We start from the raw sequence: 13,746 nt of genomic DNA, 5'->3' as shown, positions 1-13,746 counted from the left end.
CCTTAATACGCGGACGCAGTATCGATTTTTTTGCCTTTGTCGCCGGAATTCTTCGGTTCACGACTTACGGCGACCACTCGTTCAATCAAAAGAGGCGCGAAAATCACCAGATCATAAACATTCTCCAGCACCTTCGCGGCGTAACGGGAGATATTCCCGACAAACCGAAGCAACCATGCCAGACTGCGCAACAAGGCAACACCAATAATCCCCAGTACAGTACGCAGTGAATGAACAAAGGACTCCAGCGGGATCGCCACAAACACCAGGGCAAACGGCAACATAAAGCCGAGTCCCATCTGTGCGGCCGTGGTAATCCACAGATAGCCATCCTGCACGGCTTCTTCACCACCTGTCAGCATCGAGGCCTGTTTCATTTCAACCAGCCATTCGCGCATATAGGCCAGGCCGGCTTCGACGGAGGCCAGCACAAACAGAATAGTGAAAGTTATCCAGATCATGCGCACACGCATCTTGTCCGGCAAAGCGCCAATGATGGGAAACAGGCGGGTAATGCGCAATGACTCCATCAGGAACAGACCCATGGCGACCTCAACAAGTATGATCACCAGGGCAGCGACATCCGAGGTTGGCATGCCGATAATCTGACTTTTAGCACCGACCATTTCCGACATGGGCAAGGCGATAAGATTAAAGTTAATCATGGCGCCGCCAGTGGCGATGATCAAGACAAAGGCCGAGATAAAAAACTGGGTGATGGCGGACGATGACAACATCTCCAACGCACGGTTACTGCGTTTCTGGATATTTTCATACTCCTCCATGTGCCGGTCGATTGTCACAGAACGTTGCAGCAGGCTATTGACGTTCTTGTCGACCTTGCCCAGTATCTGCTTAACATTGCGCCAGTGCGGCATCATGTTGTTCAGCAGTTGGTGCCGCTTGTGGCTGGCCTTGCGGTATTCTTCCAGCGCACGGGTGTTGGCCTTGACCAGCGACTGATGAATATCCTCGAGCACATTGCCCACCATCGGATCCCCTTTGGTTGCGGGGATCTTGGCCACCGCTTCAACTGCCTTGACCCAGGCGGGGGGCTCCGGCGGGACCTCGGTGCTTTCCTTGTAGTCCTCGTCGATCTTGGTGATCTCTTCACTCAATTGACGATGCAGGGAGGGATACTCGGCCAGATCCTTGCGCACGGTCGCATCAATGCGATCAAACTCTCTTTCAACAATACGCTCGGCAGCCTCCCGCCCCTGATTCAGCAAGACCTCGCGATTGCGTTCCAGCAGGCGACTTTCCGCGCGCATGATTGCCGCAGCGGTCAGTCGCATCGCGCTATGTAGGATCTGCCCGAATGAGCGGATGGTGCGATGCGCATGGATACGTGCCGCCCATAAAACGAAACTCAGAATAATAAACCAGATCAGCCCGCTCAGAAAAATACTCCCCGGTACAATCATAAATATCTCATTTAACATTATTATCTCCTCACATCACAGCCGGTCAGAACAAGGCAGCTCCAACCCGGGCATGGTAACGGTATTCAGCAGGGCAAAACCGATAAGCGGATCACAGATTGTCCGCGGTTATTTTAGTTATCAGTCACTTAACTTAAAAGAGAGTATAGAGTATTCCGCTAAGGATGCGACATAAAGACGAATGCAGCACGCCGGTGGCTGAAAGATTTGTGCGCCATGTCCGCAAAATCCCCGCGCATTACAGAAAATGCGAACTTTGTTGTCTCCCGGTCCAGACGGACTTGTATTAGACCATCACCAGCGTGGCCGCTGTTTGCGCAACGCGCGATACGGCGACACTGTCGCGTAGTTGGAATTCGAAGAAAGGGTATATTCAGATCGATGAGGGATCAATCCCGACTGCGTTGGGTTCCCTTCCCGGCAGTGCTACAATCAACGCCATTTGCCCCGATAGCTCAGCTGGATAGAGCATCCCCCTCCTAAGGGGAAGGTCTCAGGTTCGAATCCTGATCGGGGCACCAGAAATTCAGCGGCAATACGGGTTGTTCCTCCACATTCCGCCATATTATAAGGACAAGGAAGCCGGCGATTAACGGGGGACGAGACGAAGCTCACCGACTCCCTTGTGTACTCGTTGGAACAAGCGGCACAGGCCGGCTCGAATCAGCCGGTACTCCAGGCCCGCGGCTTGATCATGCCGGCCACCTTGCAGGCCTGTTTGACATACCCGTAGGGAAACAGCTCGAACAGATGGGCCTTGGCCGTTTTCTTGTCAAACCCCTCTTCCTTGACCAGATAATCCACCACATGGCGTACGTCCGGGGCGACCTGATGCTCGGCCCAGTAGCGGCGCATGAAAGTGAGCACCGCCAGATAGGTCTCATCCAGCTCCAGCCCCTCTTCCTCGGCCAGTTCCCGGGCGACGGCTTCATTCCACTGCTCCGGATCGATCAAATAACCTTCATTGTCCCGTTCCAGTTCTGTCGCGGTCGTCATCGGAGAACTCCTTCTTGCCTGCTGTTAATGGTGTAAAAACGATATAAGTATCGCTTAATACAGTCAAACGATATTATTTGGACTATAATATCGATATTTTCGATATATAGAGGATCATCATGGACATCGACCAGGCTCGCACCTTTCTCGCCATCACCGCCAACGGCAGCTTTCTGGAGGCCGCCAGGCAGCTGCACCTGACCCAGTCGACGGTCAGCGCCCGCCTGCAGCGGCTGGAGCAGGCGCTGGGCGCCCGGCTGTTCGTACGCAACCGGGCCGGCGCCAGCCTGACCCCGGCCGGCCGCCGCTTCCTGGATTACGCCAAACGGTTAGTGCTCACTGCGGATCAGGCCCGTGCCGAAGTGGGACTGCCGGAGCGCTACCGGGCCAGCATCCGGATCAGCGGGCGCATTGCCCTGTGGGAAGGCTATCTGCCCCAGTGGGTCGGCTGGATGCGGCAGCAGGCCCCGGATGTGGTGATTCGTAGCGATATCGGCTTCGAGGAAGACATCATGCGCGGCCTGATCGAGGGCAGTCTGGATATCGGGCTGATGTACACCCCGACCCACAGTCCCGGGCTGGTGGTCGAGGCGCTGTTCGACGAAACCCTGATCCTGGTCAGCACCCGGCCCGACGACACCGGCCCCGGCGAGGATTACGTCTATATCGAATGGGGTCCGGGCTTTTATGCCCGCCACGCGCAGAGCTACCCGGATCTGGAGGGGCCGCCACAGATTGCCAACATCGGCTGGCTGGGAGTGCAGTTGATCCTGACCAACGGCGGTAGCTGCTTCCTGCCGGCACGCATGGCCATCCCGTTTATCGACGCCGGCCAGCTTTACCGGGTGGCGGATTCACCCGAGTTCCGCCACCCGGCCTATATGGTCTATCCCCGTCACAGCGATCACCCGGTCCTGGAACAGGCGCTGGCAGGATTGCGCGAATTGGGCGCCAGCCAGCATGTGATCGAGTGACAACGCCCGGCAAGCGGTTGAGACGAAATCGGGGACAACTGTCATTTGATGAACGCGGTTCTGCCGCGCCGTTTTATTCATAGAAAAGCCCGTGTATGCTAAGAGTTAGCAATAACAACGATAATCATGTCTGAACACGCCACGCTATTAATTTCCCTCGGCGCCCTGTTGCTGCTGGGTATGGCCACCGACGGTGTCGGCAAGCTTACCCGTCTGCCACGCGTGACGCTGCTGTTGCTATTCGGGTTTGTGGTCGGTCCCGGCGGGCTGGATCTGCTGCCCGAGCGCAGCGAAGCGTGGTTCGAGCTGATCACGACTATCGCCCTGACCATGATCGGTTTTTTGCTCGGCGGCAAACTCAGCCGCCAGGGCATCTTCCGGCACGGTCGCGCGGTGATGGGCTATTCGGTGCTGATTGCCCTGCTCACGACCGGCGGGGTAATCCTCGGACTGCTGCTGTTGAATACGCCACCCCCTCTGGCGGTGCTGCTGGGCGCCATCGCGGCCGCCACCGACCCGGCCACCACCATCGAGGTCATTCGCGAAAGCAACAGGGATAACCGTATCACCCGCACCCTGCTGGGGATCGTGGCGGTGGATGATGCCTGGGGGCTGATTATTTTTTCCGTGGCGCTGGCCGTGGTCGCGGTGTTGACCGGCAACGGTTCGCTCTATCAATCGATTCTGCACGGGGTCTGGGATATCGGCGGCGCGTTGTTGCTCGGGCTGGCCATCGGCATCCCGGCTGCATTGCTGACCGGCCGACTGCGGCAGGGCGAGCCGACTATTCTCGAAGCGCTGGGCGTCGTGATCCTCTGCGCGGGACTCACCGACTGGCTGGCGGTCTCGCCGTTTCTGGCCGCGATGACCCTGGGCATGGTGATCGTAAATCTGGCCCGGCATCATACCCGCCCCTTCCATGTTATCGACGATTTCGACCGGCCCTTCCTGGTGCTGTTCTTCGTGCTGGCCGGCGCGCAACTGGATCTGCTCAGCCTGCTGGAAATCGGCCTGCTGGGAACCGCCTACGCCCTGTTGCGGATTGTCTCCCGCTTTGCCGGCGCCTGGAGCGCCGGTGCCTGGCTGCATACGCCCGTCAGTGAAAGCAACCGGCTGGCCCTGTCACTGATGCCCCAGGCGGGTGTGGCCATGGGCATGGGGCTGGTCGCGGCCGAGCGCTATCCGGCCTTTTCCGAAACCCTGATCAGCGTGGTCATTGGCAGCACCGTCCTGTTTGAAATCCTCGGACCGATCCTGACCCGGCGGGCATTGAGCACACTGCCAGAATCAAACGCTGCCAAGGAACACAACTGAACCAGAAGCGCTGTTAGAGAACCTTTTCAATCAGCCTTACACAGCTATCCTGTAAAGCCAGAAGCAAACTGACAACTCACGCGTCACAGTCATAACCATGCAGGCGCAGCCCTTCTTCGAGATAGTCGGCGATATAGGGGATAGCAATGATCTGTTCGGGGGAACTGGAGAGCAGATTCTCCCCGGCCGTCTGCAGCGCGGTGTCCCACTCCTCCAGGGCATAATCCTCGCGGCCCAGCCAGCTGAGCGCCAGCAGCTGGGCCTGCTGATCCGGTTCCATATCCCCGATGGCATATTTCAGTTCCCGGTAAACAGGATCATCCCGGTGATCGGCCAGCACCTGCAATGCCCAGTCGTCACCGGGATTGTTCGGCATCTCGGGAATCACTACCGCTTCCTTGGCATGAAACTCACGGGCCAGCTGAATAATGTTGCAAACCCGTTCTGGATTGAGTTCAAGCATCGTTGTCCCTCCTCTCGTTCAGTACCCGGGCCGGATACAAAAAGTGTCGTTAGTGAACCGCCCTCAATGGCGAACGCCCGGTGTTTCAATCGGCAATCCGTTGCCACGGGCGCTCATATACACTTCCAGATCGATATATTCCTGTGAACCCGGTTCGTAAGGCATCGCCCGCAAGGTGCCATAACAGCCAATAAACTTTTCGTGCAGGCTCATGATACTTCCATCGGTAATACGATAAATGGGAAACCCATTAATCTGGGCCTGATTGAGTATCTGGCCGCGCAAGCGCTGGCCGACATACATCTGATGACAATGCACGCAGGCCATGTCACGCTGTCCGATACGGGTATGAAAAATTTCCTTTCCCGCTTCGTAATGCTTGCGCATCGGTCCGCTGATATCCACGTTCACCTTCTCACCCCGTGCACGATGACGTACGAAGGTCTCCAGGGCAATCAGTTCATCAGCATCATAAAGCATCGGAAACTCTTCCTGGCGATCGGCGTAACACCGGTTGATCTGACTTTGTAACGTCACCGGCCCGCGTTGTGAATCATACTTTGGATAAGCCGCGATCTGTTCGGGATCGAGCTTCTCGCCATCATCACCGTGACAACTGGCGCAGGACTTGCCATTAAAGCCCGGTTTCTGGAAAAGCTCGCGTCCGCGATCGACGGTCATCATGCCCGGATTGGCAAAATCATCATCCTGCATTTCTTTCAGCTCATCACTCAGCAGTTCATAACTGGACTGCGGTTCCAGTGCGAACAGCGAGCCGGACATCATTAACAAGGCGAAAGGCACAATCTGCATAAACCACCTTGTCATCATGCACCTCATTTGAGCGTCATCAGATAGGCAACCACATCCTCTACTTCCTGGGCGGTAAGCACCGTGGTTTTGTAAGCTGGATGGGGTCGGTGGTAATCGCCGGATCGCTTATAGAAAGCCGGCATGATGGTGTCGGGGTTGATCCGTTGCTCGTTAACGACCCGCAGGCGCAACTGGCCCTCGCTCAATCGGAAACCGACGCCGTCGAGCGGCGGCGCAACGGTACCGTGCATGGGTTCCTCGGGAATCGGCATGTGATGGCAGGCCAGACAATTACCGCTATCGCGATCGACCACTATCGCCTTGCCCCGCTTCGGATCGCCCTGCAGGCCGCCAAGCGGTTCGGGGATGGCAAAGCCCTCGGCCTGCCACTCGATATACTCCTCGCCATGTATCGGTCCTGACAAGGAGAGACCGGCAATGCCAACAAGTGCTGTCAATACCGACCTGAGATTGAAAAGTTTTACTATCACACTAACCATCAGAACAGTTTGAAATTATAGTAGCTCACTAACTCCAGAGGGTTGATCTGCATCAACATTGGCACGTTACTGCTTCGGATTAATCATTGCGCCATCGAGCTTTCGAGTCCGTTTGTATGCTGAAAGACCGATGCGCCACCCAGAATAACTCATTAAGCCAGAATCTCAACAACCCGATGGGTGATGCGTTTGATCGGGTTACGGCTCGCTCGCCAATTACATCGTTTTGAGCTCTGCCGAATCACGCAACCAGCCGTCCAGCCAGCTCACCAGCAAGTGCCGGGCAATATCCGGATCACGTATCTGCCCGAGTACTGCGCCGGCCGGCGCATCAAGGAGCTGGCCCGGCTCGTCGAGGAACACTCGTCCCACGCGGTGCGTCGCCTCATCACTCACATAATCCAAATAGATCTCGCCGAGCGGCGTCCCTTCTACGGTCACCAGTCGCAAACCGATACGAAATAGCTCGCCGACATAAGTCAGCTCGGCCATAGCCTGCCGCTCATGATCGGGGCCGGTGATCCCCAGATGCCGTCCCGCATGGTGAAGCTGCGATACAAACGCCCAGTATTCATTATCGAACTGCCTGTAGAGCCGCGCCACCCGATGGATGCGCTCTGATACTTCGTCATGTTCCATTCCTTGCCTCCGGTTCGCCGTCTGTTCAGTTTCAGCATAGACCCGGGATAAGCTTCTGTCCCGGAATCATTCAAGTTCGAATCTGACAGGAGGGGTAACGGATAAAACAATAAAGTGCCACCTGACAGTGACCTTTTTGTTTTATATGGCGCGCCCGGAAGGATTGCTCGGCGCATCCCTGCGCCTCGCCGCTTCGCGGCCAGCCTTGCTACGCTCGGCTGTCCAAATTCGCTCCCGGCGAATTTGTCGAACACTATTTTTAATTCGGCGGTCGGAGGTTCGAATCGCCATATCAGAGCCATATAACGACAAAAGCCCGCATAAAGCGGGCTTTTGTCGTTATATGGCGCGCCCGGAAGGATTCGAACCTCCGACCGCCTGGTTCGTAGCCAGGTACTCTATCCAGCTGAGCTACGGGCGCTTTAGAACAGGGGCTAGGTGCTAGATACTAGTTGCCAGGAAAACCACCCAAATCCTGAAGAAGGCGCAATATACTGATTATCCGGGCTGTTTTCAAGCCGAATAACTTCTAGCCCCTGGCAGCCAGAACCTGGAAACTGAATAAAAAGGCCGCCCCCAGGGCGGCCTTTTTATTCGATCTGGCGGAGAGAGAGTCCGCTGTATTTATCTACAATAACGTCCATGGCAATCAACATTAACATTTCTTAACAAGCACTTACTGTTCGACACAGTCCGAACTGATCCGGTAAAATCCAGTGAGATTGGGGGGCCCGATGGGGGACTACCCAGAAACTCTGGATTAGGATATGGCCATTCACAAGCTAACCCCTCGCAAGATCGCGACCACCAGCCACGGCAAATACGAAGACGGCGGCGGCCTGCGTCTGGTGGTGTCAAAGGCAGGCGCAAAGAAATGGGTGCTACGGTTCACCATCAACGGCAGACGTCGTGAGATGGGGTTGGGTAGCTACCCCGATGTTTCCCTGGCTGACGCACGTCTCAGGGCCACTGAGTGCCGCTTGCAGGCCTCATCAGGGGTCGATCCCATTGAGGTGCGCAGAATCGAGCAAGAGACCGTGCCCAGCTTTACCACCTGTGCGGCACGGTACATTCGGGCTCACAGACGCGGATGGAAGAACACCAAGCATGCCCGACAGTGGGTCAGCACCCTGAAAACCTATGCCCGGCCCGTGGTAGGTTCAAAACCGGTAGACGCTATAACCACCGAGGACATACTGGCGATTCTTTCCCCAATCTGGACCAGCAAGACAGAAACTGCCAAAAGGGTTCAGGGCCGCATCGAAAATGTCCTGGACTATGCAGCTGCTCACAAGTACCGGGATCCACTGAATCCAGCCCGCTGGCGCGGTCACCTGAACAAGTTGTTGCCGAAGCCCTCAAGGGTGATGGAAGTCAATCACCACCCTGCTATGCCGCATGCCGAAGTTCCTGCGTTCATGGCGGAGCTCTCAGAAAAGCAGAACGTATCGGCTATCGCCCTGCAGTTCCTCATCCTGACTGCAACGCGCACCAATGAGGTTTTGAAGGCCATGTGGGATGAAATCGATCTGGAAGGGGCCGTCTGGACAATACCTGCAGCCAGAATGAAAACGCGAAGGGAGCACAGAGTTCCACTATCGGATGCAGTCATCGATATTCTCAACGCTCTACCACGCATTGAGGGCAATCCCTATGTCTTCCCAGGTAGTCATCATGAGCGCCCCCTATCGAATATGGCACTACTGCAACTGATGCGCGGGATGGGATATGGAATCAATGGTGCTCGTGGCGACTACGTACCGCACGGTTTTCGTTCCAGTTTCCGAGACTGGTCCGGCGAGGTGTCAAGCTTTCCTCGTGATGTGGCGGAAATGGCACTAGCACATGTCATCGAGAACAAAGTGGAGGCCGCCTATCGGCGTGGCGACCTGTTCGCGAAGCGCGGAAAGATGATGCAGGAATGGTCTAATTTCGTGACCAAGAAACAGGCCACCGTGATTAGAATTACCAAGAGAGCCTAATCTGATTATATGATTTTCTTTTATCCGGGATTTATTTAGACGGCACTATTGATAAAAGTCCATTTTCAAAAGCCACCCCAATAAGATTGCATAACTCTGCTGCAGTAAGCCTTACTGTACCAGTACGATAATAATTTGTCTGGGAGGCATACAGGATTCCTGATTCGGACTCGACTGTCAATTCAAGATTACCATTCACAATGCTGCAAGTTCGAATCTGACCTTCAGACTCCATTATCTTACCTTTTGACTCTCTCGCATGATATTCATCTGAATTGACTGATTGCACTGAAATATACATAACTCACTCCTTGCTGAAATTTATTCAGAGAGATTAAATATCTCTCTCATCTCAGGGTATTTTCTGAGCTCACCCAATGTTTGTTCATCAAGATACTCAACTGGAACAAACTGACACCCGGCCAAGGCCATTGATCTGAGATGCTTTTTGTCTATCCTCTCTGCCTCGAACAACTCACGAAGACTCATCGTTTTAGCAGTTGAAATATCATCTTCATCTAACACAAAGAACTCATCCTGGTTTTCTGAAATAGTCTTTTCTTCTGTCATAACATCACCTCACAAGCTATCACGTCCCTAAGAGTAAAGATAAGATTGAAACTTGAATCGCCCCGGGTTTTGAGGAGGCTCCAAAGTCTGAGAGAATGGAGCTATGAACAAGTCAAAATCAAACCGATTTTCCCCTGAAGTCCGCGAGCGTGCCGTGCGCATGGTACTGGAGCACCGTGGTGAGCATTCGTCCTTGTGGGCGACCATCGAGTCGATTGCCCCGAAGATCGGCTGTGTGCCCCAGACCTTGCATGAGTGGGTCCGCAAACACGAGGTCGATACAGGCCAGCGCGACGGGGTTGCCAGCGAAGAGCGAGACCGCATCAAGGCCCTGGAACGCGAGGTCAAGGAACTGCGCCGGGCCAATGAGATCCTGCGTACCGCCAGCGCTTTTTTCGCCCAGGCGGAGCTCGACCGCAAACTGAAGTCATAAACGCCTATATCGATCAGCACCGGGATGTCTACGGGGTCGAGCCGATCTGCAAGGTATTGCAGGTCGCCCCGTCGGCCTACTGGCGTCATGCGGCCCGCCAGCGTCATCCCGAACAGCGCAGCGCGCGTGCCCAGCGCGACGACGTTCTGATGCTGGAGATCAGACGGGTCTGGGAGGCGAACCTGCAGGTCTACGGCGCCGACAAGGTCTGGCGTCAACTCAACCGCGAAGGCATTGTCGTGGCCCGTTGCACCGTTGAACGACTGATGAAGCGCATGGGGCTGGCAGGCGTGCGGCGCGGCAAGGTGGTGCGTACCACCGTCCCGGACCCTGCCGTACCCTGCCCACGTGATCGGGTGAACCGGCAGTTCAATGCCGAGCGGCCCAACCAGCTGTGGGTATCGGATTTTACCTATGTGTCCACCTGGCAAGGCTGGCTGTACGTGGCTTTCATCATCGACGTGTTCGCCCGACGCATCGTGGGCTGGCGGGTCAGTACGCGTATGCAGACGGACTTTGTCCTCGATGCCCTGGAGCAGGCGCTGTATGACCGACAGCCGACCGACGACCTCATCCATCACAGTGACCGTGGCTCACAATACGTCTCCATCCGTTACACTGAGCGTCTCGCCGAGGCCGGTATCGACCCCTCGGTGGGCAGTCGTGGAGACAGTTACGATAACGCCCTGACATAGACCGTCAATGAGCTTACAATACAGAGCCGATCCATAAACGAGCGTCCGGGAAGACCCGGGAAGCCGTGGAACTGGCCACCCTGGAATGGGTGCACTGGTTCAATCATCACCGGTTGCTGGAGAGCATCGGGTATGTATCGCCGGCGGAAGCTGAGGCAAACTACGAGCAGCAGCTCAGCGAATCGATCGCTGTAGCGGCTTAACTTAAACCCAACAGCCTCCGCGAAACCCGGGGCGATTCATTTTTGAGGTTTTCGGACTCTTGTCCAAACACCTGTAATGTTAAGAGTTTCCCACTCGCTCATAGCATCCCCCGAATCCCTTCCAGAATTTCCTCGCTTTCTTTGTCCAGTGTCTCGATCTCATTGATGATGACCTCCGGATCGCGCAGGGGATCTTCCTCGGCCTTGTTGGGATTTTTCACCGACAGGTCCCAGGCTTACTGATCGATGTCCTCGATATTTACCGTCCAGGATTCCTCCGAGTCGGCAAAGCTCGCCTGCAGTTCGACGAACTCTTTCAGGTCGCTGTCATTGAGCGGGTTGGTCTTGCCCAGGCTGCGGCCGGGGTCGAGGTGGTAGTACCAGATGTTTTGTGTCGGCGCGCCTTTCTCGAAGAACAGCACTACCGTTTTGACCCCGGCGCCAAGGAAGGTGCCGCCGGGGCAGTCGAGGATGGTGTGCAGGTTGCAGTTCTCCAGGAGCTCTTTGCGCAGGGCGCGGGAAGCGTTGTCGGAGTTGGAGAGGAAGGTGTTCTTGATGACGATGGCCGCCCGGCCGCCGGCCTTGAGGTACTTGATAAAGTGCTGCAGGAACAGAAAGGCCATCTCGCCGGTTTTGATGTCGAAGTTCTGCTGGATCTCCTTGCGCTCCTTGCCGCCGAAGGGCGGGTTGGCGAGGATGACATCGAAGCGGTCCTTCTCCTGGATGTCGCTCAGGTTCTCGGTCAGGCTGTTGGTGTGCTGGATGTTGGGTGTCTCGATACCGTGCAGGATCATGTTCATGATCCCGATGACGTAGGGCAGACTTTTCTTCTCCTTGGCGTAGAAGGTGCGGGTCTGCAGCGTCTCCAGATCTTTGGTGGACAGTTTGGACGGGTTGTTACCTTCAGGCCCTCTGGCCCGTAGCGCAGGTAGTCATGGGCCTCGCACAGGAAGCCCGCCGAGCCGGCGGCGGCGTCGTAGATACGCTCGCCGATCTTCGGCTTGGTGACTTTGATCATGGCGCGGATCAGCGGGCGCGGGGTGTAGTACTCGCCACCGTTGCGCCCGGCGTTGCCCATGTTGCGGATCTTGGCCTCGTACAGGTGTGAGAGCTCGTGCTTCTCCTTCTGCGAGCGGAAGCTCAGTGAATCGATCAGCTCCAGGGCATCGCGCAGACTGTAGCCGCTCTGGAACTTGTTGCGGATCTCGCTGAAGATCTCGCCGATCTTGTACTCGATGGTATCCGGTCCGGAGGCGCGCTCGCGAAAGCCCTGCAGGTAGGGAAACAGCTTGGTGTTGACGAACAGGATCAGGTCTTCGCCGGTCTCGGCATTGTCATGATCGAAACTGCCGTCGTCCTTCTTCGGCGCCGCCCAGCTCGACCAGCGGAAGTCCTCGTCGATGATGAAATCGTAGGACTTGCCTCGCAGCTCGGCCTCCATGGCCCGCTCCCGTTCCAGGTCGTCCAGGTATTTGAGGAACAGCATCCAGGAAGTCTGCTCGGTGTAGTCCAGCTCGGTGGCGCAGCCGGCCTCTTTCCAGAGCACATCGTCGATATTTTTGAAGGTTTGTTCGAACATCTGACTCGGTAATTTTATTTGTTATCAGGAAATTATCGTCAGTACTGGCGAATGATTGACCAGTTCTGGCACGCGCTGCCCTTTGTTACAGGAGGGTGCTCAGGAATAGTACCCTGTAGCGTGGGGCCCTGACCACAACAGGCTGTATCGGCAGGTCACGCCGTTCTTTCAACCTGGCTGGCGGCCGGCAGCCACCATGACTATAGTTGGGCTTATGCGCGGCCCCGATTACATAAACCAGCTTCAACAGCTCAAAGTCCCCCAAAATGTCGACCTGGGTCTGCTCTTGCATCTGCACCGCAACGGACCTGATAACGCCAGCAAGGTTATAGCCGGGCGTGAACTGGCGCGCTATATCTTCCGGCACAGTGATGATCCCGAACTACTCCGGCGGGCCAGGACTCTGTTGCTTACTGCTGCGCATAGCGCCGACAGAGCCGCCTCCTGGTTACTTGCGCTTTACTACCGCGACGGCCGGTATGGGTTTGATCAGTATCCGGAAAAAGCCCGGTTCTGGCGGGAGCGCACCGAGCGGCGGTTAGAGTCGGACGCGCATTTGATCTACGATGATGAAGAGCTGAAAAGGCAGGCCGTCAGGCGCTACCGGATCTGGAAGCAATACTGGTCGAAAGAACGGATTCGGGGAACCACGCCCGGGGATGAGCAAACTTGCTGACATCGGTGGGCAAAACAGAGAGGCTATTTGAATATGAGTGAGAAACCGACGATCTACAAGAGTGGAAACGTCATTTGGTTGCAGACGCCGGGCATCGCGCTCTCGACCTGGACTCCACCGCCACCGTACCGGACAGCAGACAACGAATCGCGCGTTACGCCCCTGTCTACGGTAGTCACGTTCCCTCATGAAAGAGTGAAAGACAGGCAGGAACAGGACATAAAAAAAACAGCAAAAGACGAAATCGTCCCCCTGGATGCGGAATCTGAGAACTGGACGTTGGACGGCAAACTGGGCGGCGAGAAGACCTTGAGACAGTTGGCGGACGAGTTCCCCGACAAGCCCGGACTGCAGCAACTCGCGCAAGCGTGGGAGGATGGCGAATTGTTCTAGCTTTGCCTCGTCGATATTTTGATAGGTGGTTTCCAGTTCCTGGCGCAACAGTTGAGACTGTGTACTTTAAGCAC

13 protein-coding genes, 2 tRNA genes, 2 pseudogenes and 1 other annotated feature are annotated in these 13,746 nt (G+C 55.9%); of the genes and pseudogenes, 7 read left to right on the top strand and 10 right to left on the bottom strand.

The window, feature by feature from the left end:
- Positions 1 to 2 precede the first annotated feature (2 nt).
- Entirely contained in the window at positions 3 to 1,442 is a 1,440-nt protein-coding gene (locus U5J94_RS09155; protein WP_322565337.1) for a hypothetical protein, read from the bottom strand.
- 444 nt (positions 1,443 to 1,886) lie between these two features.
- On the opposite strand from U5J94_RS09155, the gene U5J94_RS09150 reads away from it, so the two are divergent.
- A tRNA-Arg gene (locus tag U5J94_RS09150) sits at positions 1,887 to 1,963 on the top strand.
- Positions 1,964 to 2,105: 142 nt separating this feature from the next.
- Here the strand turns inward: U5J94_RS09150 and U5J94_RS09145 are convergent.
- Positions 2,106 to 2,438 carry a TusE/DsrC/DsvC family sulfur relay protein gene (locus U5J94_RS09145; RefSeq protein ID WP_322565336.1) on the bottom strand — a complete coding sequence of 111 codons (333 nt, stop codon included), beginning with the start codon at positions 2,436 to 2,438 and terminating at the stop codon, positions 2,106 to 2,108.
- Between the two features lie 119 nt (positions 2,439 to 2,557).
- Between U5J94_RS09145 and U5J94_RS09140 the strand changes: the two genes are divergently transcribed.
- Positions 2,558 to 3,412 carry a LysR family transcriptional regulator gene (locus tag U5J94_RS09140; RefSeq protein WP_322565335.1) on the top strand — a complete coding sequence of 285 codons (855 nt, stop codon included), beginning with the start codon at positions 2,558 to 2,560 and terminating at the stop codon, positions 3,410 to 3,412.
- Between the two features lie 126 nt (positions 3,413 to 3,538).
- Positions 3,539 to 4,726, top strand: coding sequence for a cation:proton antiporter (locus U5J94_RS09135; RefSeq protein WP_322565334.1), 1,188 nt, complete (start codon positions 3,539 to 3,541; stop codon positions 4,724 to 4,726).
- A 76-nt stretch (positions 4,727 to 4,802) separates the two neighbouring features.
- Here the strand turns inward: U5J94_RS09135 and U5J94_RS09130 are convergent, their stop codons facing one another.
- From U5J94_RS09130 to U5J94_RS09110, 5 genes are all read right to left on the bottom strand, one after another.
- Positions 4,803 to 5,189 (bottom strand): DUF3775 domain-containing protein, encoded by a 387-nt coding sequence (locus U5J94_RS09130; RefSeq protein ID WP_322565333.1) that lies wholly within the window; start codon positions 5,187 to 5,189, stop codon positions 4,803 to 4,805.
- A 63-nt stretch (positions 5,190 to 5,252) separates the two neighbouring features.
- On the bottom strand, positions 5,253 to 6,002 hold the full coding sequence (gene soxA / locus U5J94_RS09125) for a sulfur oxidation c-type cytochrome SoxA (RefSeq protein WP_322565332.1): 750 nt from the start codon (positions 6,000 to 6,002) through the stop codon (positions 5,253 to 5,255).
- Positions 6,003 to 6,025: 23 nt separating this feature from the next.
- Entirely contained in the window at positions 6,026 to 6,460 is a 435-nt protein-coding gene (soxX, locus tag U5J94_RS09120) for a sulfur oxidation c-type cytochrome SoxX (protein ID WP_322565331.1), read from the bottom strand.
- A gap of 258 nt (positions 6,461 to 6,718) precedes the next feature.
- Positions 6,719 to 7,141, bottom strand: coding sequence for a hypothetical protein (locus U5J94_RS09115; RefSeq protein WP_322565330.1), 423 nt, complete (start codon positions 7,139 to 7,141; stop codon positions 6,719 to 6,721).
- Positions 7,142 to 7,485: 344 nt separating this feature from the next.
- Positions 7,486 to 7,562: transfer RNA gene (locus U5J94_RS09110), tRNA-Arg, on the bottom strand.
- A gap of 346 nt (positions 7,563 to 7,908) precedes the next feature.
- Here U5J94_RS09110 and U5J94_RS09105 point away from each other — a divergent pair.
- The gene (locus tag U5J94_RS09105; RefSeq protein ID WP_322565329.1) at positions 7,909 to 9,123 is read left to right on the top strand and encodes a tyrosine-type recombinase/integrase; all 1,215 of its coding nucleotides are present in this window, start codon (positions 7,909 to 7,911) and stop codon (positions 9,121 to 9,123) included.
- 31 nt (positions 9,124 to 9,154) lie between these two features.
- Here U5J94_RS09105 and U5J94_RS09100 read toward each other — a convergent pair whose 3' ends face one another.
- Both U5J94_RS09100 and U5J94_RS09095 read right to left on the bottom strand, forming a co-directional pair.
- Positions 9,155 to 9,424, bottom strand: a complete 270-nt coding sequence (locus U5J94_RS09100; protein WP_322565328.1) for a hypothetical protein — start codon at positions 9,422 to 9,424, stop codon at positions 9,155 to 9,157.
- A gap of 20 nt (positions 9,425 to 9,444) precedes the next feature.
- The gene (locus tag U5J94_RS09095; RefSeq protein WP_322565327.1) at positions 9,445 to 9,693 is read right to left on the bottom strand and encodes a hypothetical protein; all 249 of its coding nucleotides are present in this window, start codon (positions 9,691 to 9,693) and stop codon (positions 9,445 to 9,447) included.
- A 103-nt stretch (positions 9,694 to 9,796) separates the two neighbouring features.
- Here U5J94_RS09095 and U5J94_RS09090 point away from each other — a divergent pair.
- Positions 9,797 to 11,024 (top strand): annotated as a pseudogene (locus U5J94_RS09090) (IS3 family transposase).
- Positions 10,081 to 10,197 (top strand) — a sequence feature (AL1L pseudoknot). Its footprint overlaps the pseudogene before it by 117 nt.
- A 98-nt stretch (positions 11,025 to 11,122) precedes the next feature.
- Here U5J94_RS09090 and U5J94_RS15300 read toward each other — a convergent pair.
- Positions 11,123 to 12,603: pseudogene (locus U5J94_RS15300) on the bottom strand (N-6 DNA methylase).
- Positions 12,604 to 12,799: 196 nt separating this feature from the next.
- Between U5J94_RS15300 and U5J94_RS09070 the strand changes: the two are divergent.
- Positions 12,800 to 13,279: a hypothetical protein gene (locus U5J94_RS09070; RefSeq protein ID WP_322565324.1), complete on the top strand. Its 480-nt coding sequence runs from the start codon at positions 12,800 to 12,802 to the stop codon at positions 13,277 to 13,279.
- 33 nt (positions 13,280 to 13,312) lie between these two features.
- Positions 13,313 to 13,672, top strand: coding sequence for a hypothetical protein (locus tag U5J94_RS09065; protein ID WP_322565323.1), 360 nt, complete (start codon positions 13,313 to 13,315; stop codon positions 13,670 to 13,672).
- The last annotated feature ends 74 nt before the right edge of the window (positions 13,673 to 13,746 follow it).

This window comes from Thiohalophilus sp., assembly GCF_034522235.1.
Lineage (GTDB): Bacteria > Pseudomonadota > Gammaproteobacteria > UBA6429 > Thiohalophilaceae > Thiohalophilus.
This window is presented reverse-complemented; position numbering and strand designations above follow the sequence as displayed.

Bases quoted from the DNA above. Each gene is read 5' to 3' on its own strand.
- U5J94_RS09155 (WP_322565337.1), bottom strand. From the start codon at position 1,442: ATGTTAAATGAGATATTTATGATTGTACCGGGGAGTATTTTTCTGAGC.
- U5J94_RS09095 (WP_322565327.1), bottom strand. From the start codon at position 9,693: ATGACAGAAGAAAAGACTATTTCAGAAAACCAGGATGAGTTCTTTGTG.
- U5J94_RS09130 (WP_322565333.1), bottom strand. From the start codon at position 5,189: ATGCTTGAACTCAATCCAGAACGGGTTTGCAACATTATTCAGCTGGCC.
- U5J94_RS09145 (WP_322565336.1), bottom strand. From the start codon at position 2,438: ATGACGACCGCGACAGAACTGGAACGGGACAATGAAGGTTATTTGATC.
- U5J94_RS09140 (WP_322565335.1), top strand. From the start codon at position 2,558: ATGGACATCGACCAGGCTCGCACCTTTCTCGCCATCACCGCCAACGGC.
- U5J94_RS09065 (WP_322565323.1), top strand. From the start codon at position 13,313: ATGAGTGAGAAACCGACGATCTACAAGAGTGGAAACGTCATTTGGTTG.
- U5J94_RS09135 (WP_322565334.1), top strand. From the start codon at position 3,539: ATGTCTGAACACGCCACGCTATTAATTTCCCTCGGCGCCCTGTTGCTG.
- U5J94_RS09100 (WP_322565328.1), bottom strand. From the start codon at position 9,424: ATGTATATTTCAGTGCAATCAGTCAATTCAGATGAATATCATGCGAGA.
- U5J94_RS09105 (WP_322565329.1), top strand. From the start codon at position 7,909: ATGGCCATTCACAAGCTAACCCCTCGCAAGATCGCGACCACCAGCCAC.
- U5J94_RS09070 (WP_322565324.1), top strand. From the start codon at position 12,800: ATGACTATAGTTGGGCTTATGCGCGGCCCCGATTACATAAACCAGCTT.
- soxA (WP_322565332.1), bottom strand. From the start codon at position 6,002: ATGCAGATTGTGCCTTTCGCCTTGTTAATGATGTCCGGCTCGCTGTTC.
- U5J94_RS09115 (WP_322565330.1), bottom strand. From the start codon at position 7,141: ATGGAACATGACGAAGTATCAGAGCGCATCCATCGGGTGGCGCGGCTC.